The following is an 18,996-nucleotide window of genomic DNA, read 5'->3' on the forward strand; positions in this document are numbered from 1 at the left end:
AAAAGGAAATAAAAAAGACATCTTTATTCAAAACGTCAATCGTGGACGCTTTGAAAATAAAGATGCCTTTAGTGGTCTAATCGGCAAATTATTTTTTCGTGGTTTGTTTTTGGGATGATGTGGATTTTTGTAATGAAAAACGCTTCTTTTCCGTCGCATCAATTTGGGTGATTTCCCCATTATGGACAGTAATTACAATTGATCCAAATTCTAGATTCTCCAAGGTTGATAAAATATGTTTCACCTTTTGTTCCTCAAGTTTTGCCATGTCACTCCTCCTTGTACAAGATGTATATCATTTCATTGCCCTGGTTGACCAGTATGGCAGATGTTCATTTTGGCCAAAATAAAAACCCTCTTCTAACAAGAAGAGGGCATACATGCATAGTTCGAATACGCTCTTCTTATCTTTCAAGCAAAATGCTTGCTGGAATTGGCACAGTACATAATGTCTGTTGCCGAGGCTTCGTCGGGCCAGTCCCTCCGCCTCTCTGGATAAGAATCAATAGGTAATTAAGTTGTTGTTTGTTGATATAAAATTACATGGAATTTTACATTCTGTCAATCACTTTATCCAAAAATTTTTAAAAGAGGGAACTTTTAGTTATTTAGTCATAGTTGCGTTCATGAGTTTGGGTATGATGATAGAACTCTTGGGACATAAACACTTTTTTGGGTTTGGAGATTATTGATAAAACTAACAGCTTATACACTATTTATATGCGGACTATTGGAGATTACTGGTAATATCCATAACTTAAACACTTTTTATGCTAAGACTTCTGGAGATTACTGGCGATACTTATAACTTAAATACTCTTTATGCTTAGGCTTCTGGAAATAACCGGTAATACTTATAGCTTAAATACACTTTATGCCAAGACTTCTGGATATTACTGGTAATACTTATCTTTAGAAGTTTAGTATTTGTTCAGCTCTTGTACAGGCGTCTGAAGAATAACAGGATTTTTTGCGGGATCTAACCACTTCAAAAGTTTAATTACATTTGCTTCCGATGTTGCAGTACACCCCAATGTATAACCACTGCCAACATGGAAGAATATCGCACTTCCTTTATAGGGAGTTCGCTCTGTATTGTAGTTGATCACAAATCCATAGGTATATAGACGATGCATCATATTCTCTGCGCTTTTCCACTGACCTTGGGTTTCATTTCTTGACTGCCATGAGTTGTAAAGTGGGGACTCTGGATCATCTACCCATACATCATCATTTGTAATGTTTCGGAAAGGTAATTTTGTACCCGGATTTCCTTTTTGTCCAAAAGCTGTTCCGATTGTATATTTTCCTACAGGTGATTTACCATCTCCTTCTTTTTTGTTGGATGCAAAGCCATTTTTTCCGATATAGCCAGTAGTGTTCAAAATCGGATTCCATTTTCCATTTGCATCCTTCTCAAACGCTTGAATCGTTGCGTGATTGGTGTTGTATCCATCTGTAGTTACAAGAATAAGCTGGTGGTTTCCATTAACCGTTTTTAATGTATCAGCGATATTCCCACTTTTTTCAGGTTTCGTTCCAGTAGTTGTAGATGGGGCCGGTGTAGCACCCACAACGCTTTTTTCAACAATAGGTTTTGTATCGGATAAGTATTCACTATACACCCAGCCTGTTTTATCATTCATTTTTACTTTGCTCCAAGAATCGGTAACCTCACTAACAATAAGGGCTTGTCCTTGCGTAACAGCTATAACAACTGGATAATTCGTACCTGCCCCGCTACGCATGTTTAAAGAACCAACATTAACATATTGGGTGACAGGCTTTTCTAAAATAGAAGAAGTGACAATAGTCTCATCCTCTGTATTTTGAGTATCAACTTTTACCTCATTTTCTTTTTGAATTTCCTCGTTTACCGATTCCTCACTTTTTTTGGTAACCGTTTTGTCGTCTTTCAAATCCATATCTGCATCGATTGTCATTGTAGCAGTTGTTGCTGTTTCTTCTTTTACCTTCTTAGTGGTTGCAACTGTATCGTTGCTCCCTATCTCAAATGTAATTGCAATTATTATTCCAGCAATTATCAATGCTGTTATAATTCCGATTAGCTGTTTTTTCTTTATCATGCTGTTTCTATCCCCCTATTGAAAAACCACACAAATAATTATATTACGATAATAGCACCTAGAGGAATTGTCAATATTTTTCCAACTAAACATAATAAACCCCACAAAAAAAGAGACCCGAATAAACTGCAATTCAAGGTCTCAAATTCATGTTTTTAGATGTTTATTGATTTGCTTTTTTTACCCATTCCGCTACAGTAACAGTACGTTTTGCTTGATGTTTCACTGCCGCTTGTACGTCATCAATCATTTTTCCATCTTCACCGACAGTAACACTTGTTCCGTACGGATTTCCACCCGCTCCAAATAATACTGGATCAGTATAACCAGGAGCAGCAATAATCGCTCCCCAGTGCATCATACTTGTGTATAACGAAAGGATTGTCGCTTCTTGTCCACCATGCGGGTTTTGAGCAGACGTCATCGCACTTACAACTTTATTAACCGTTTTTCCAGTAGCCCAAAGTCCACCTTGAGTATCAAGAAATTGTTTCATTTGTGAAGGCATATTTCCAAAGCGCGTTGGAACACTGAAGATAATTGCGTCTGCCCATTCAATATCATCCGATGTGACCACTGGAACGTCCTTTGTTGCTTCAACGGTTGCTTTCCATACTTCATTTCCCTGGATGACAGACTCAGGAGCTAATTCCTGAACCTTTAATACTTTAACTTCAGCCCCAGCTTCTTTAGCTCCTTCTTCAGCCCATTTAGATAACTGATAATTTGTTCCACCCATACTATAAAAAATGACTGCTAATTTTACATTTGACAATTTTACATTCTCCTTTTTCGATGATTTTTAGTGGTAAAGGAACATCGCATAACTTACCCATCCTATTATTTCTTATAATTCGCTTTAATATGCGGGATAGTGGGACAGGTTCGTTGTCCCAAAAGGCATAAAACGGGACGCAGTACCTGTCCCTGCGCCCCCTCTATCTTCTTTATACATACTTCATTTGTTGATTTCTTATCCGAATTGCCCTTTCAGGATAATCGGTAATGATTGCTTCGACTTGCAATCTTAGTAATTTTTCTATTTCATTTGGATCATTGACAGTCCAAACTCTTACTTTATCGTAAAGCCCTTGCAAGCATGATCCGTAGTCCTCATTTGCCCGATTGTTAAGATAATGAATGACTTCAATTGGTAGATGTACTGGAAATTGTTTGCTTAATTGTAGTAGCTGTTGGAAAATTTCAGTCTTAGGTAAAAGAATGGACTTGTTTAAATGCAGTGCTTCCAGTTCTAACGTATTGATATAATCGTACGGAAGGGAAATACTATTATTGAGTAACCATGCTATTTTGGAACTTGGATTAAGCTGCTTCATTCTTAAAATGGTCGGCAAATGGAACGAAGAATAAATCACCTTCCGATTTTTTGCATATTGTTCAACGACATTTTGAACTTTTTCTTCAATTCCTTCATAAGACACTGAACTTGTTTTTAATTCGATATTAAGCTCAGTATCATAAGGTACCAATAGTTCTAGAACCTCTTTTAATGTCGGAACCCGCTCTTTGTCCCAAGCTTCTTCATATTCACCAAAGTGAGTAAACGGTCTACCAGCACTATATTTTTTGATTTCAGCTAAGGTTAAATCTTTAATCCAACCTACTCCACTTGTTGTCCGGTCCAGTGTTTCATCATGGATCACTACAACTTCCCCGTCTTGTGTCAAATGGACATCTAATTCCAACCCATCAACACCTTGCTCAATCGCTTTTTTAAAACTTAGTAACGTATTTTCTGGATAAATCCCCTTTGCTCCACGGTGGCCATAAATTTTCGTCATGATAAACCTCCTCTTTCATAAAAATAGTGGGACACGGTACCTGTCACCGTGTCCCATTTAATTACTTTGCTCTTGCTTTATTTGCTTGTTCGATTGCTTTATTAAATTGGTCTACCGCTGTTTTATAGGCTTCATCGACAGATCCGCCATTATATACGGATTCAAGTGCAGTTTCCATTACTTTTCTGCCTTGTGGAAGCATATCCATTAATGCACCTTGCGTCGCAAATGATGATTTCGTTGCTTGTAATTGTTCGACTGTTACACGTAATTGTGGCTTTTCCTCATGTGCATCCTTTACGAGTTGTTCCTCGTATGCATCTGGATTGATGGCAAAATAGCCTGTACCAACATGCCATTTAGCCTGAACTTCAGGAGTTTGTAAATATTTCATAAATTCCCATGCTGCGTTTGTTTCTGCTTCTGGTTTTCCATCGATCATCCAAAGACTAGCTCCACCAATAACGACCCCTTCACGGTCCTTATTTTCAGGGTGTGGAAGGAAGGCAATCCCTACTTCAAAAGGAGCATTATCGATAACATCTCTTGCACTTGCTGAAGATTGTAAGAACATAGCAACATCTCCGGCTAAAAATCCAGCAACCATGTTATCTCCATTTGTTCCATAATTCGCAAATGTACCGTCATCTACCATTCGTTTAACCCATTCAAAAATGGACTTTCCTTCTTCTTCTGTCCATCCAATTTCAGTCGGTGTGTCAGAACGGCCATTGTCATTGTTCAGTAGTAATGCACCTTGGTTTGCTAATAATTGCTCCCATAACCACCCATAAGCTTGTAAAGCGAAACCTTTCATTTCAGGATTCGATTTAACAATTGCTTTACCTGCTGCTTCTACTTCTTCATAAGTTGCTGGAGGTGTTTCAGGGTCTAAACCAGCCGCAGTAAATGCATCCTTGTTGTAATACATAACGGGTGTAGACGAGTTAAACGGCATTGAATAAAACTTTCCATCTAATGAATAGTAATTAATAATGTTTTCTTCTAAACCGCTCATATCGTACCCATCAGCATCTACCAATTCCTGAATCGGTTTGATATTTCCACTATTAATCATAGACATTGTTCCAATTTCGAACGTTTGAATCATAGTCGGTGCACTATCAGTACCCGCAACAGCATTGAACTTTGTTAATGATTCATCGTAGGTACCTTGGTATTCCGCATTTACTTGAATCTCGTCCTGTGAGCTATTGAAGTCCTCTACAATACTATTTAATGCTTCTTGACCTGCTCCACCCATGGAATGCCAGAATGTAACGGTCTGTTTTCCACCTTTTTCTTCAGATTTCGAGCCATTACCTGAGCCAGTGTTTGAGTCACCCTCTCCTGCTGTGGATTCACCGCCTGCACAAGCTGCTAATAGTAAAACGAAACCTAATGCAAGGATCATCATGAATTTTTTCATTTTTCTTCATCTCCTTAATTATATGTTCGAGGAATCTGCTATTTTACAGCGCCCTCTGTTAAACCTGTTTGAAGCTTTTTTTGTCCTAGGAAAAGCAAAATTAATGTCGGGATGATCACGATAACGGCACCTGCCATGATGACGCCCCAATCATTTAATTGTTCCTGCGTCTGCAATTGCTTCAAGCCAATTTGTACCGTACGAACCGTATCATTGGTGGTCGCCAATAGTGGCCATAGATACATATTCCATGAAGTTAAAAATCCATAAATCCCTAATGTAACTAAGCTTGTCTTTGTTACAGGCAATACAACTGTTAAGTAAAATTTGAAATCACCAATTCCAGCAATTTGACTTGCTTCCCTTAATTCTTTAGGAATTTGTTTAAAGTTCTGCCTAAGCAAAAAAGTTCCAAAGGTTGTTGCAAAAAATGGCACAGTTAGTCCTGCATAATGATCAAGCCAACCTAAATCACGGATGATATGAAAGTTTGGGATAATCGATGCCTCAAAAGGAACCATCATCGTCGCAATAAAAAGATAAAATAAAACATCTCTTCCCTTAAACTCTAAAAATACAAAGGCATAGGCAGCTAGACTGGATAATGCCAATTGTCCTAGCATAATCACAATCGACACTACAAAACTATTAATCAAGTATTGAACTAAAGGAAATCGTTCAAAAGCTGCAACATAATTATCAACTGTTAGTGTGGTCGGCAAACTTGCCGTTAAGATATCTTGGTTCGTCATAAAACTCATAATAATCGCCATTACAGCTGGACCAGCAATTAGAATCGCTGAAACAATCAATAATAGATAGAAGATTACTTTTCTTCCGATTGGCATCATCATTGATAGTGAACCCTCCTCTCCCCCAGCTTAAATTGCAGTGCCGTCATCAATAAAATAAGAATGAATAACACGATTGCCTGCGCACTAGCTGAGCCGAACTGATAATTCACAAATGCCTCACGGTAAATGGAATACACAATCAAATTCGTTTCATTTGCTGGTCCACCTTGGGTTAAAATATCAATTTGCCCAAATGTTTGGAACGAATTAATAATCGATACGGTAATCACAAAAAATAAGGTCGGTGAAAGCATTGGAACTGTTATTCTTCTAAACTTATAAAAATAACCAGACCCTTCAATATCAGCACTTTCATATAAAGAGGTGTCGATGGATTGTAATCCACCTAACAAAATTAAAAATGTAAACCCAATATTCATCCAAATCGTAGTAATCGCAATTGCAATCATTGCCCATTTCGGGTCCGTCAGCCAGCCAATTGATTCGGCTCCAAAAACGGTAAGGATTTGATTTAATAACCCCATTGTCGGGTTGAATAAGTACAGCCAGAATACAGATGCTGCCGCAACCGATACACCCATTGTTGAGGTAAAAATGGTTCTAAAAAAGCCAATCCCTTTTAATTTCTCATTGGAAATGACGGCTAAAAACAAACTAATCACAACCGTTACAGGTACCGTATAGAGCACAAACAAAAACGTATTTTTAAAGCTTTTTAGAAAAATTGGATCTGAAAACATATACAAATAGTTTTCCAAACCAACAAATACCGTTGTCGCACCCTTCGCATCTGTCAAAAAGAAACTTAAATACATGGTCTTAAACAAGGGGTAAAACACAAAAACACTAAATAAAACAATCGATGGTAATAAGAATAAAATTCCTTTAAGCAAACTAGAAATCCGTTTTTGCTTTTTTGCTTTCTCAATTTGAACAGTAAAGGATTCTTTATTTTCAATGATTGGACTGATCATACTCATATCGCTACAACCTCTTGTTTCTTCCCAAGTTCAGCAGATTTAAGTAACGTGCCTGAATCTCCATCAAAGAATAGTAGGTATTGGGGCATAATTTGCACAGGAACCATTTGTCCAAAATGGATGTTCCACTGTCCTGGCCATTTTGCCGTCCATAATTCCGAACCAACATCAAAAGAAACCGATGTTTCATTCCCTAATTGTTCAACATTTACTGCTTCCAAGTATGTAAGACAATCTTCTTTTTCAAGACCTGAAAATAAATGCTCTGCTCGGATTCCGACCACTAGATCTTGATTTTTCGGTATATCCTTTACCATCATTGGATCTATAGGTATATGTAATTGATTTTCAATGATGAGTTTTGTACGGTCCTCTGAAAGAACAGCTTTTCCTAGATTCATTTTTGGGGAGCCGATAAAAGATGCAACAAATAAATTTTCTGGTTCATTATATAAGGTAATTGGTTTGCCCAATTGTTGAATCTTCCCCTCATTTAAGACCATAATTCTGTCACCCATCGTCATTGCTTCGACTTGGTCATGAGTAACATAAATCATCGTTAGCCCCAAACGTTTTTGCAACCTTCGAATTTGAACCCGCATATTCGCACGAAGCTTTGCATCCAAATTAGATAGTGGCTCGTCCATTAAACATAAAGGAGCATGGCTTACAACTGAACGTCCAAGTGCGACCCGTTGTCTTTGGCCTCCGGAAAGCTCCCTTGGTTTCCGCTTTAATAATTCGCTTAAGCCTAACATTTCCGCTGCTTCGGTAAGCCTTCTTTGCTGCTCGTGTTTATCCACTTTTCTTGCTTTTAAACCGAACAAAATATTTTGCTCAACTGTTAAATGTGGATATAAGGCGTAATTTTGAAAAACCATTGATAAATCCCGGTCTTTTGGTGGGAGATGGTTCACGACTTCATTGTTAATCTTTAGGATCCCCCCAGAAATATCTTCAAGTCCTGCTATCATCCGGAGCAATGTACTCTTTCCAGAACCAGAAGGACCAACAAGAACGAAGAATTCACCTTTCTCAATCGAGACATTGATTCCATTCAAGACATCCTTTTGTTTATCGTATGATTTCGAGATGTCATTCAACTCAACCTGACTCATGCCCAGCCTCCTTTCCAATTTACAAGACCATTTAACCACAATTTCTTCTTAAAAAAAGCGCATTTACTGTTTTTTGACAAACCTTAACATTGGATTGAATAATCAAAATCTATCTTCACAAACTAAACAAATTTTTCACAATAAATAAGGACAATGCACTATTTACTTTGGGACAGAGGGACAGGTTCATTGTCCGGAATGTTATTAATAAAAAAAGGCTGGGACGTAGTACCTGTCCCCGCGTTCTCCTACATCTAAGGCTTATAATAGAAAAGACTCCCATTTGGGAGCCTTTTTGCAAATTAAGTATAGTGAAACTTCTATTTTTCCTCTTGGTCCGCAGCATCATTGGCACCCTCGCCAGCCTTGTTGCCCAGTGCACCGCCAGCAATAGCACCCGCAACTGTTCCAAGTGGCCCTAACACTGATCCAACGACAGCACCCGCAGTGGCACCAGCACCAGTTCCTACTGCTTCAGCAGTATTGATATCATCGCGATTTCGTTTGTTATCAGCCAATTATTCCACCTCCTCGTTTAGGAAATGCTTTTGATTATCACACTTCCCTCAAACATAGTTTGCTCAAAGTAGTTACATATTTATCGTGTGTTTATTTCCTCATTTGCCCAATTCATCATTAACGTTTACGTTTACTCTTACTCTATTCCTGTATCAACAAAGTAGGTATAGTTGGTGTGTTTCATTGCCTTTTTATACTTCATTCTATTTCATGAAGTATTTTAGTAACTCATCCACATTTCAAAAATTTAAACTTCGGATAGGTATGTTTGTTGATTAACAAACAAAAATATTATATATTTGTTTTATAATAAACTTTCAATGGATGTGTTTAGACTATGGATATTTCAGATATTTTTTGGAGTGCGACGTTGGAAGAACTTAAACAGGGATATATGGAAGAGTCAGATTCTTTTTATTGTCTTTTGTGTGGTGAGAAAATTGAAAAAGGGATCATTTACCCTCATGAAGGAATTTTTTATGAAGCGGAAAGGTATATGCGTGTTCATATCGAAAATTCTCACCAATCCGTATTTGATTATTTAATTGGGCTTGATAAAAAACTGACAGGGCTAACCGATCATCAAAATCAGTTGATTCGTCTTTTTTATCAGGGCAAAAGTGATAAAGATGTTCAGTCTGAGATGGGGATAGGCAGCACTTCTACTATTAGGCACCATCGGTTTGCATTGAAAGAGAAAGAACGTCAAGCAAAGACCTTTTTAGCCATAATGGAACTTTTAAAAGAGAAAGATCAGCATGCACCTGCATTTGTTCCACCTCATAAAACAGCGACAATGGTTGATGATCGCTATGCCGTTACGGATGAGGAACAAAAAGAAATCACCAAAAAGTTTCTACCTGAAGGGAAAAATGGGCGGTTAAAGAAATTTCCACCAAAAGAGAAACAAAGACTGATTATCCTTCGGGAAATCTCAGGGCGATTTGAAAAAGATATGATCTATACAGAAAAAGAAATCAATCAGATTTTAGAAGACATTTATGATGAATATGTCCTAATTCGAAGATACTTAATTAGTTATGGATTTTTAGAAAGAAAGACGGATGGAAGTCAATACTGGCTGAAAAAATAGTGGAATACAGCAATAGACGCATACTCGTAAAATACCCATTGAAAGGGAGAATTTAAAATGGATCGAAAGAAAGAATTGAAACAACAATACAAAGAAACACCCATTGAGGCCGGTGTTTATCAGATAAAAAACACTCAAACTGGAAAAGTGTTTATCGGTAGCACCAGAAATTTTAAAACGTTAAACGGATTAAAATTCAGTTTAGAGGCAGGCACAGCTTCACCTATGAACAGGGAGCTACAAGAAGACTGGAGGCATTACGGAGCAAGTGCATTCAGTATTGAAATTTTAGAAACACTCAAAAAGAAAGATGACCCATATTTTAATGAAAAAGAAGCCTTATCAGAACTTGAGAATAAATGGCTTGACCAGCTTCAACCATATGAAGAGCGGGGATACAACAAGAAAAAGACCCGTTAATATAGAGGAAAAGGGACAGATCGTGCACCTCCTGTCCCTCTCTGCCTAATAATTTTGTTATCTATTATTTGCACAACTTTTTACATCTTGCTTGATGATCAATTTATTAAACCATGTGTTTTCAAATATTCCTTAGCAACTTCAAAAGGCCTTTTTCCCTCTACATTCACTTGATAATTCATTTCTCTCATTTCATCATCTGTTATCTTCCCTGATAATTTGTTCAAAGCTTTTTTAATTTCAGGATACTCTTGGACTGTTTCTTTACGTAATAATGGCGCCCCTTGGTAGGGAGGAAATAACTGTTGATCATCCTCCAACACTTTAAGCTGGTATTGTCGAAGCTCACTATCAGTTGAATAGGCATCAACTAAATTAATCTCACTTGATTCGACTGCCACATAGCGTAATTTCGGCTCCATCGTGACAAGATTCGGAAACTGAATACCGTAAAGTGACTGGATGCCTTGATAACCGTCTTCACGGTCGGAAAATTCCAATGTAAAGCCAGCATGTATTTTATCTTCGATACCCTTCAAATTGGAAATCGTTTCTAGCCCATATTGATCTGCAAACTCGTTCGGTACTGCCAATGCATATGTATTGTTATACTGCATTGGTTTCAGCATAACCATCTTATATTGATCTAACAATCCATCTTTTGCTTGTTGATAAACCTTTTCACGATCTGTACTGTTGGCCGTTTCTTTTAAAAACTCTGAAATGGCAGTGCCCGTAAACTCCGGATAAATATCAATGTCCCCCGATTTAAGTGCATTGAAGACAAAAGAGGTTTTTCCCAGACCTGGTTTCAATTCAACTTGCGGTCTGTTTCATCCTCGATTAAGATTTTATACATATTAATTAAAATTTCTGGTTCAGACCCGAGTTTTCCAGCAATCACCACTTTTTGATCTTGATATCCAAAAAAAGGAGCTACGATAATAGCGAAAGCCAATAACCCAATTGTTCCAAGTGTTATCATAACTTTCTTATATGATAGATTCTCAAACTTTTTTAGTAAATAATCAAATAAGATCGCAAGGAGTGCAGCTGGTATTGCTCCAAGCAAAATCAGATTTGTATTATTTCGATCAATACCTAGTAGAATAATATCCCCTAGCCCCCCAGCACCAATTAATGCCGCAAGTGTGGCTGTCCCTACGATTAACACCATTGCGGTCCGGATTCCCGCCATGATAACAGGCATTGCAAGTGGGAATTCCACCCTGATTAATCTTTTTCTTGAGTTCATTCCCATTGCACGTGCTGCTTCGATTAATGATGAATCGACTTCTTTAATTCCTGTATAGGTGTTTCTCAATATAGGTAGTAATGCATAGGCAACTAAAGCGATGACCGCTGGGACTTTTCCAATACCGAATAAAGGAATTAGGATCCCCAACAGAGCTAAAGAAGGAATGGTTTGAATGACGGATGTTATGCCGATTACTCCTTCTGCTACCTTTTTATGCCTTGATACATAAATTCCAAGTGGAATAGCAATGATTACTGCAAAGAAAAGGGTGATAAAAGAAATCTGGACATGTTCTACTAAAGAACTGACTAATTCATCTTTTCTTTCCAGAAATATTTTAGTAAAATCGTTCATTTGTTAGCCCCCTTTCTCTAGTATAGTAGATAGATGTTTCATAACAGTCTTACGATCAATATATCCGATTAGATCCCCATCTTTTTCTATGGCTAGTTGTTCATGTTGGGATAGGTTTTCCATAATCTCCTGCATTGGGGTTGAGACAGATACTTTAGCAGAAGAAGTTTTCTCTACTTCATTTCCTTTTACTGGTTGAAGTAAATCTTCCAATTTAATATCAATGACCGATTTTTCACTATTTCCTCCTACAAATTCTTTTACAAAATCATTGGCAGGACTTGTAATCAGTTGATGCGGTGTTCCGATTTGAACAATTTTCCCATCCTTCATGATGCAGATTCGATCTGCTAATTTTAATGCCTCTTGCATATCATGGGTGACAAAAACAGTCGTCTTTCTGAGACTTTTCTTTAAACTTAATAGTTCATCTTGCAGTTTTTCACGGCTTATTGGATCCAGGGCACTAAATGGCTCATCCATTAGTATAATCCCTGGATCGGCAGCAAGTGCCCGAATAACACCAACTCGTTGTTGTTGTCCCCCAGACAGTTCACTTGGTTTTCTGGTAGCGTATGTTTCATAGTCTAATCCAACCATTTCCATAAGTTCTGAAATACGTTGTTTAATTTTATCTCTTCCCCATTTTTTCAGTTCAGGAACAATCGCAATATTTTCCTCAATTGTCATATGTGGAAAAAGAGCAATTTGTTGAAGTACATATCCGATATTCCACCTTAATTCATGAATGTCATATTCGCTTATTTTTTTCCCATCTAAAAAAATAGTGCCATCTGTTAGAGGAATTAACCGATTAATCATTTTTAAGGTCGTTGTTTTACCACAACCACTTGGACCGATAAGGACTACAAACTCACCTTGTTGAATTTCAAATGTTAATGAATCAACAGCAACTGTTCCATCTGGGTATTTTTTAGATACATTTTCAAATTTAATCATTGAAATAAATCTCCTTGTCATAGGATTACTTTTTAACAACTCTCACCACTAGACTTTGGCAAATGAACATATCACAACTTCTAGTTTAAACGAATACTCCATAACATTAGCATGTATATCACGTTTATCATAAGAACATGCTTCTTTATTTCAATGTAACTTGCACTTGACTTCTTGAATGTACATAAGATATAAAGAAAGAGTAAGTAAAAAAATTCCTTACCTAAAGGAGTATGAGTTTATGTTATCGGTGGTTCTTAACTAATCCATAATTGGATAGCTGGAAGAAGCAATAACGTAGCAAACGCTATGTTTATTTCACTATGGCTTCTTTTAGAAAGTTAAGAACACGCATCATAGCTATGAAAAATAGATCCTGCTATGGCATGTTTGTCATGGTTTTTTTTGTGTCTAAAAACCAGTCAAACATTTCAAGCACAAGGTCTATCTTCTGCCGTCATGAGCGCTTTGTTCATGACGGCTTTTTGTATATGGCCTCGTGAACAAGTCCTCATGAAATTTTTCACACATAAAAAAGGAGGATTTACCATTGAATACTCAAACAATGGAAGCACTAGGTTATTACCAAGTTTTAAATGATATCTCACAATTCGCTAGAACAATCAGAGGAAAAGAAACACTTCTCTCGTTAAGACCAACACAAGACAAAAAGAAAATCGAGAATTCATTACATGAAATTTTAGAAGCGATGAACATCCTAGCAATCAGTGGAAGTATACCTATTCATTCGTTGGATCAAATCGGTCATTTCATCGCACAAGCGAAAAAAGCCATGGCTCTAAAAGTAGACCAATTCACGCAAATTGTCTCATTCTTAGACCACTGTCAAAAGCTAAAACAATTTATGAAAGATAAGGAATATGCTGGTCCGATGGTAAGCATGTACGCTTCATCGATTGGCGATGTATCAGAATTAGAATCGGAAATTAGCCGTTGTTTACGAAATGGCCAAGTAGATGATTATGCATCTAGTGACCTTAACTATTTACGGAGACACCTTGCAACTCTACAGGAAAAACTAAAGGAGAAAGCACAGTCATTAGTGAAAAGCGGAAGAATTTCTCCGTACTTGCAAGAAACAAATGTCTTTGAACGGTCTGGTCGCTATGTACTTGCCGTGAAAAAAGAATATCGGAAGAAAATTCAAGGCTCGGTATTAGATACCTCAGCTTCTGGCTCCACCCTCTTTATCGAGCCTGTTGAATTAAGCTCCCTTCAGGAGGATATCGAACTTATAAAAATTGCGGAAGAAACCGAGGTAGAGCGGATTTTATATGAACTGACTCAGTTGTTTCTTTCATATGAACAAATTATCCAGATTGCTATTGAGACGATGCATCATTATGATGTTCTTTTCGCAAAGGCGAAATACAGTCAAATGATTCACGCAGAAATACCCACAATCAACGAAGAGTTCCGGATTGATTTAGTAGAAGCGCGTCATCCAATGCTTGGAAACAAAGCGATTCCGCTGACGATTCCGATCGGAGAAAAAGAACGAGCTCTCGTGATAACTGGTCCAAACACTGGGGGAAAAACAGTTACAATAAAAACGGTTGGACTCTTAACATTGATGGCGCAATCCGGTCTCCCTATTCCAGCTGAAAAGGGGAGTGAAATTGCCATCTTCCAACATATCTTTGTTGATATTGGAGATGGTCAAAGCATTGAGCAAAACTTAAGCACGTTTAGCTCCCGCATGGTTAATATTATAGACATTTTACAAAATACAAACGATGCCTCACTCGTCTTGATCGATGAACTTGGATCGGGTACTGACCCGAGGGAAGGTATGGCTCTTGCCATTGTTATCTTAGAGCAGCTATATGAAAAAGGCGCTACCTTATTTGCAACTACCCATTATAGTGAAATGAAGAAGTTTGCCGATGAAACGGAAGGTTTTTTAAATGGTTCGATGGAGTTTGATATCGATACATTACAACCAACGTATCGATTATTACTTGGAAAGAGCGGACAAAGTCAAGCGTTCGATATCGCAGCAAAACTTGGGATGCATCCTTCACTGCTCGAACGCGCACATCAAAAAGCATACCAAGAGCAAAAGGATTTTCACCAAAACATGTCACAAGAAACATTACTATCTCCTTCCTATCAAAAGCAGATCATTGTAAATAGATATGCGCGAAGGAATGTAGGAAAGAAGAAACAAGAGCAACCTGTGGCTAAGGTAACTCTCTATGATCAAGGAGATAACGTCCTCCTCCCTGCAACAGGTGAAACAGGCATTGTGTACAAAGGACCAAACGATCATGGGGATTACATTGTCCAAATCAAAGGAGAAAAAAGAACGATTAATTATAAAAGAATGGAGCTGAAAATTGCAGCAAAGGAGCTCTATCCACCTGATTATGACTTTGACATCATCTTCAAAAGCAAAGAATACCGTAAACTAAAAAAAGACATGAACCGGAAATACGTTGAAGGTCAATGGCTGGAGGAGTAAGGCATGGGTGGGACACAGGGACAGGTATCGTGTCCCACCATTTTAAACGAAAAAAAGATGTTCATGAAAGAGATCCTTCTCCTTGAACATCTTTTTTATCATATTCTAAATTCCATCTCTTCATCAGCAATATAAAAGCCTTTTGCCTCAATTTCTTTCCTTAATCTATCTTTTTGCAATACCGGGTTTGAATGGTTAAGATGTGTAAAATAAATCTTTGTTTCCCCTACTAAGTCTTGAAGCCGTTCCATTGTCTCTGTCATTACTGGATGGGGGATTTGGCGATAATCGCGACCAATCTTTTCTAGGTCTTGTGGAGAATGAAATGTGCCATCAAGAAAACAAATGTCCGCCTCTTTCGCTGCTTCACGAATATCGATATCCCATTCATCCCAACGGTCAATGTCTGGAATAAATAAAACCTTTTTATTCGGACCTTTGATCCAGAATGCAAAAGTCTCGGAAAACTCGTTTCGATGCGGAACGATAATCGGGGTAACCGTTACTTCCGAAGAAATGCTTACAGGCTGTCGATCAAAGATTTCTTGAACGTTGATGTTTTCAAGCACCGTTAACTGATTCCATGGCGCATTATTTTCCAATACCTTTATCATTTTTGTTCCTGCCATAACGGGCAATTGATGCGAATTAATTGATTCTTTTCCTAAAAACATCAAACCTGGATAATGACCGATATGAGCATGTGATAGAAAAATACTACTCATCAGCTTTGATTCCATCCCATACCTCATTTGTAATCGTGCCATTTGTTCCCGCAAATCAGGGGTAGCCTCAATTAAATGCCATTTATTCTCTTCTGGTAGAACAATCGCTAATGAGGCGGCCGTTCTTTTAAACCTCGGATCTGCTAGCGCCCTTTTACAGTTTTCACAGAAACAATTTGCTTGTGGCAATCCTCCATCTTGAGCGGTACCAACCACACTTAAGATAACTTCACTCACTATACAACTTCCCCTTCTACATGTGCCTGTTGTATTTCTTGGCTGTAATCCTTTTTAGCAATTGTCCAGCCTGTAAAACCAAACAACAGATTTACGAGCGGAACAAGATAAATAAAGAACGCATATGGAATAAACTCCCATGCACTAACGCCTAAAATGCTCGTTGCAAACACGGCAGGAACGCTCCATGGGATTAGATTAATTCCGACAGTTCCCATCGACTCAACTGTTCTTGAAAGATTTTTCGTATCAATATTCATATCTTTATATTTTTGTACAAAGGTTCTTGCTGGTAAAATGATCGCCAAAAACTGAGCACCACTTGCTAATGCAACAACAAATGTCGTTAAAAGAGTAGAACCGATAAGCGATCCAGTCGTTTTCACTTTCTTCAACATTTTGCCTGTTAAGACATCAAATGCACCCGTTTCTTCTAAAATCCCACCGAGGGCAGTTGCAATCATTAGCATTCCAACAGTTCCAAGCATCGAAGCAAGTCCACCACGATTTAACAATGAATCAATTTCACCTACTCCAGTTTCGATACTAAAACCACTCGTCATAAATTGTACAATTGAACTGACCGAGGTTCCTTGAACCACAACAGCTATAACCGCCCCTAGCAACCCTACACCCATTAATGCGGGTAACGCTGGAGCCCGCTTTAGCATTAAAAAGATCGTAAAAACCGGTAGCAATAACAATAATGGATGAATAACAAAAGCATCATCTAAACCTGACATAATGGTTTCGATGGTTCCTGAACTAAAACTCGCGCTAGACTCTTCAAAACTACCAAACACCCAAAACAATAGAAGTGATAGCAAAAATGCAGGGATCGTGTCCCAAAGCATGTGCTTTATGTGACTAAATAAATCCGTATCGACTAGTGCAGCAGCGATATTGGTCGTATCTGATAATGGAGAAAGCTTATCTCCTAAATAGGCACCTGATATAACTGCCCCCGCAACAAGAGCTGGTGAAAATCCTAACCCCTCACCAATAACCATGAATGCCAGACCTACAGTTGCAATCGATGTGAAAGATGTTCCTAGTGTAATTGAAACAATTCCCGTTACAAGTGCAACAATTGGAACAAACCAGGATGGATCGAGAATTGAAATACCATAATAAATCATGGTTGGAATAACACCACTCGCAATCCAAGATCCGATAATCGTCCCAATGACCAATAAAATAAACACAGCTGGTAAAGCCCTCGTTACTCCATTGACCATCATTTGTTGAATATCATTCCAACTCCATCCACAGCTAATTGCAACGATGGAAGCTAAAATCACACCAACCATTAACGGAAAGTTCATTCCTGCTTTCCATATAAAGATAGAACATGCCGCAGCTATAATTAATCCCAATAATGGAATGATAGATTTCCAAATTGTTAGTTTTGTCTTCACCATTTTCCCCACCAGTCAAATAAAATCAACCTACGATTACTTTACCACTTTAAAGCTTTTATGCTTTTAAGTAAATAATCATGCACTAATAATAATTTATATTGTTTCATTAGTCAATGGGAGAGAGGGACAGGTTCATTGTCTCAGGTTTTATTAACTTTTAAAAAATAGGACGCGTTACCTGTCCGCGTCCCTAAAAAATCATTTGAACCAAAATCATATATACGATTGTTCCTCTGCAGTGGAGAGGAGCATATTTTTTTCCAAAAATGGAGCATGGAAACGACTGCCACTGAAATGAAGGAAAAGCCGTAAGAAATGCACGTAATACTTGATTTCTTTTTTCCATGATGTTCACTTCCTAAATTATCTATGTTGTCTAATTTTATATCAAAAAATCCACATAATATAAAGAGAATTATTCTGAAATACATATTCCCTTATGGGGCAAATCTCTTGTATTTGTTAAAATAGTAATAATGGAGAGCTATCATCCGCCATTTAGAAAGAGGAACCTGTCCTAAATGAGAAGGAGATTCATATGAAAAATCCCTCAAAAGTTTATCTGTTTTATTTTATATCTGCACTCTTATGTGTATTTGTGCTGCTAACCATTCAACAAAAAGGCAAAGCTGCTAGACCAGTATCCATTTCAGAACACAAGTATACAATTATCGAAAAGCTTAATCATAAACGACCTGTAACTATTGTGGCCTATGGTGATTCCATTACATGGGGTTATGATCGAGATACAAGAGGCATAGTAAGTCAGGTTCAACATCCATATCCAAAAGTTCTAGAAAAACAGCTCAGGAAAAAGTACGGCTATAATAAAATAAACGTGATCAATAAAGGGCATCCTGGCTGGACCTCTATTCAAGCTCTCGAAAATCTTGAAGAAGAAGTTCTTAGCTATCATCCAGACTTAGTCATCTCTATGTTCGGCATAAATGATGCAAGAGGTCATATGAAATATAGCCCACATGCACTCCCCGTCCCTGTTGATCACTATAAAGAAAACAACCGACAAATACTGCAAAAGCTCAAAGAAAATGGAATTGAAGTGGTCGTCATCTCCCCAACAACCATAACGAACAACAAAAATAACGGAAAGAAAACACAAGTGTACTACATAACGGCGATTAAATCCTTAGCCCAAGAAGAAAAGATCCAATATGTAAATGGTGGGGACATTTCAATCCATGGGAATCTTTATGACGGAATTCATTTTAAAAAAGAAAAATATCGATTAATTGCGGAAAAATTAATGAGTGCCATATTTTAAGGGACAGGTTC

General features: G+C 37.8%; 16 protein-coding genes, 1 pseudogene and 1 riboswitch. Of the genes and pseudogenes, 4 read left to right on the forward strand and 13 right to left on the reverse strand.

Going from position 1 to position 18,996, the window contains the following annotated elements:
* Positions 1 to 88: 88 nt before the first annotated feature.
* The 9 genes from RGU12_RS09320 to RGU12_RS09360 form a co-directional block, all read right to left on the reverse strand.
* A complete protein-coding gene (locus tag RGU12_RS09320) occupies positions 89 to 268 on the reverse strand; it encodes a YezD family protein (RefSeq protein WP_309535824.1) in 180 nt (59 codons plus the stop codon).
* A gap of 133 nt (positions 269 to 401) precedes the next feature.
* Positions 402 to 502: riboswitch (SAM riboswitch) on the reverse strand.
* 418 nt (positions 503 to 920) lie between these two features.
* Positions 921 to 2,087, reverse strand: coding sequence for an SH3 domain-containing protein (locus RGU12_RS09325; protein WP_309535825.1), 1,167 nt, complete (start codon positions 2,085 to 2,087; stop codon positions 921 to 923).
* A gap of 163 nt (positions 2,088 to 2,250) precedes the next feature.
* Positions 2,251 to 2,862, reverse strand: a complete 612-nt coding sequence (wrbA, locus tag RGU12_RS09330; protein WP_309535826.1) for an NAD(P)H:quinone oxidoreductase — start codon at positions 2,860 to 2,862, stop codon at positions 2,251 to 2,253.
* A 172-nt stretch (positions 2,863 to 3,034) separates the two neighbouring features.
* Positions 3,035 to 3,889 (reverse strand): glycerophosphodiester phosphodiesterase, encoded by an 855-nt coding sequence (locus RGU12_RS09335; RefSeq protein ID WP_309535827.1) that lies wholly within the window; start codon positions 3,887 to 3,889, stop codon positions 3,035 to 3,037.
* A 61-nt stretch (positions 3,890 to 3,950) separates the two neighbouring features.
* A complete protein-coding gene (locus tag RGU12_RS09340; RefSeq protein WP_309535828.1) occupies positions 3,951 to 5,318 on the reverse strand; it encodes an ABC transporter substrate-binding protein in 1,368 nt (455 codons plus the stop codon).
* Between the two features lie 38 nt (positions 5,319 to 5,356).
* Entirely contained in the window at positions 5,357 to 6,172 is an 816-nt protein-coding gene (locus RGU12_RS09345) for a carbohydrate ABC transporter permease (protein WP_309535829.1), read from the reverse strand.
* Positions 6,169 to 7,107 carry a carbohydrate ABC transporter permease gene (locus tag RGU12_RS09350; protein ID WP_309536293.1) on the reverse strand — a complete coding sequence of 313 codons (939 nt, stop codon included), beginning with the start codon at positions 7,105 to 7,107 and terminating at the stop codon, positions 6,169 to 6,171. Before RGU12_RS09350 ends, RGU12_RS09345 begins: the two co-directional genes overlap by 4 nt.
* A 2-nt stretch (positions 7,108 to 7,109) precedes the next feature.
* Positions 7,110 to 8,231: an ABC transporter ATP-binding protein gene (locus RGU12_RS09355; RefSeq protein ID WP_309535830.1), complete on the reverse strand. Its 1,122-nt coding sequence runs from the start codon at positions 8,229 to 8,231 to the stop codon at positions 7,110 to 7,112.
* 320 nt (positions 8,232 to 8,551) lie between these two features.
* The gene (locus RGU12_RS09360; protein WP_309535831.1) at positions 8,552 to 8,749 is read right to left on the reverse strand and encodes a hypothetical protein; all 198 of its coding nucleotides are present in this window, start codon (positions 8,747 to 8,749) and stop codon (positions 8,552 to 8,554) included.
* A gap of 338 nt (positions 8,750 to 9,087) precedes the next feature.
* Here RGU12_RS09360 and RGU12_RS09365 point away from each other — a divergent pair, with 338 nt between their 5' ends.
* Together RGU12_RS09365 and RGU12_RS09370 are read left to right on the forward strand one after the other, a co-directional pair.
* Positions 9,088 to 9,843 (forward strand): DUF2087 domain-containing protein, encoded by a 756-nt coding sequence (locus RGU12_RS09365; RefSeq protein ID WP_309535832.1) that lies wholly within the window; start codon positions 9,088 to 9,090, stop codon positions 9,841 to 9,843.
* Between the two features lie 57 nt (positions 9,844 to 9,900).
* The gene (locus RGU12_RS09370) at positions 9,901 to 10,263 is read left to right on the forward strand and encodes a GIY-YIG nuclease family protein (RefSeq protein ID WP_309535833.1); all 363 of its coding nucleotides are present in this window, start codon (positions 9,901 to 9,903) and stop codon (positions 10,261 to 10,263) included.
* Between the two features lie 98 nt (positions 10,264 to 10,361).
* On the opposite strand, the pseudogene opuFB reads toward RGU12_RS09370, so the two are convergent.
* Positions 10,362 to 11,875, reverse strand: a pseudogene (gene opuFB / locus RGU12_RS09375) (osmoprotectant update ABC transporter permease/substrate-binding subunit OpuFB).
* Between the two features lie 3 nt (positions 11,876 to 11,878).
* A complete protein-coding gene (locus tag RGU12_RS09380; protein WP_309535834.1) occupies positions 11,879 to 12,835 on the reverse strand; it encodes an ABC transporter ATP-binding protein in 957 nt (318 codons plus the stop codon).
* Between the two features lie 550 nt (positions 12,836 to 13,385).
* On the opposite strand from RGU12_RS09380, the gene RGU12_RS09385 reads away from it, so the two are divergent.
* Positions 13,386 to 15,320 (forward strand): endonuclease MutS2, encoded by a 1,935-nt coding sequence (locus RGU12_RS09385; RefSeq protein WP_309535835.1) that lies wholly within the window; start codon positions 13,386 to 13,388, stop codon positions 15,318 to 15,320.
* A 98-nt stretch (positions 15,321 to 15,418) separates the two neighbouring features.
* Here RGU12_RS09385 and RGU12_RS09390 read toward each other — a convergent pair whose 3' ends face one another.
* Together RGU12_RS09390 and nhaC are read right to left on the reverse strand one after the other, a co-directional pair.
* On the reverse strand, positions 15,419 to 16,282 hold the full coding sequence (locus RGU12_RS09390) for an MBL fold metallo-hydrolase (protein WP_309535836.1): 864 nt from the start codon (positions 16,280 to 16,282) through the stop codon (positions 15,419 to 15,421).
* The gene (nhaC, locus tag RGU12_RS09395; RefSeq protein WP_309535837.1) at positions 16,282 to 17,700 is read right to left on the reverse strand and encodes a Na+/H+ antiporter NhaC; all 1,419 of its coding nucleotides are present in this window, start codon (positions 17,698 to 17,700) and stop codon (positions 16,282 to 16,284) included. Before nhaC ends, RGU12_RS09390 begins: the two co-directional genes overlap by 1 nt.
* Before the next feature lie 541 nt (positions 17,701 to 18,241).
* Between nhaC and RGU12_RS09400 the strand changes: the two genes are divergently transcribed.
* Complete coding sequence (locus RGU12_RS09400) at positions 18,242 to 18,985, forward strand: SGNH/GDSL hydrolase family protein (protein ID WP_309535838.1); 744 nt, start codon at positions 18,242 to 18,244, stop codon at positions 18,983 to 18,985.
* Positions 18,986 to 18,996 lie beyond the last annotated feature (11 nt).

This window comes from Ferdinandcohnia sp. QZ13 (genome assembly GCF_031324165.1).
GTDB lineage: Bacteria > Bacillota > Bacilli > Bacillales > Bacillaceae_L > Ferdinandcohnia.

Coding starts and splice junctions, on each gene's coding strand:
- RGU12_RS09400 (WP_309535838.1), top strand. CDS start 18,242: ATGAAAAATCCCTCAAAAGTTTATCTGTTTTATTTTATATCTGCACTC.
- RGU12_RS09335 (WP_309535827.1), bottom strand. CDS start 3,889: ATGACGAAAATTTATGGCCACCGTGGAGCAAAGGGGATTTATCCAGAA.
- RGU12_RS09325 (WP_309535825.1), bottom strand. CDS start 2,087: ATGATAAAGAAAAAACAGCTAATCGGAATTATAACAGCATTGATAATT.
- RGU12_RS09365 (WP_309535832.1), top strand. CDS start 9,088: ATGGATATTTCAGATATTTTTTGGAGTGCGACGTTGGAAGAACTTAAA.
- RGU12_RS09350 (WP_309536293.1), bottom strand. CDS start 7,107: ATGATCAGTCCAATCATTGAAAATAAAGAATCCTTTACTGTTCAAATT.
- RGU12_RS09355 (WP_309535830.1), bottom strand. CDS start 8,231: ATGAGTCAGGTTGAGTTGAATGACATCTCGAAATCATACGATAAACAA.
- RGU12_RS09370 (WP_309535833.1), top strand. CDS start 9,901: ATGGATCGAAAGAAAGAATTGAAACAACAATACAAAGAAACACCCATT.
- RGU12_RS09340 (WP_309535828.1), bottom strand. CDS start 5,318: ATGAAAAAATTCATGATGATCCTTGCATTAGGTTTCGTTTTACTATTA.
- RGU12_RS09380 (WP_309535834.1), bottom strand. CDS start 12,835: ATGATTAAATTTGAAAATGTATCTAAAAAATACCCAGATGGAACAGTT.
- RGU12_RS09320 (WP_309535824.1), bottom strand. CDS start 268: ATGGCAAAACTTGAGGAACAAAAGGTGAAACATATTTTATCAACCTTG.
- RGU12_RS09345 (WP_309535829.1), bottom strand. CDS start 6,172: ATGATGATGCCAATCGGAAGAAAAGTAATCTTCTATCTATTATTGATT.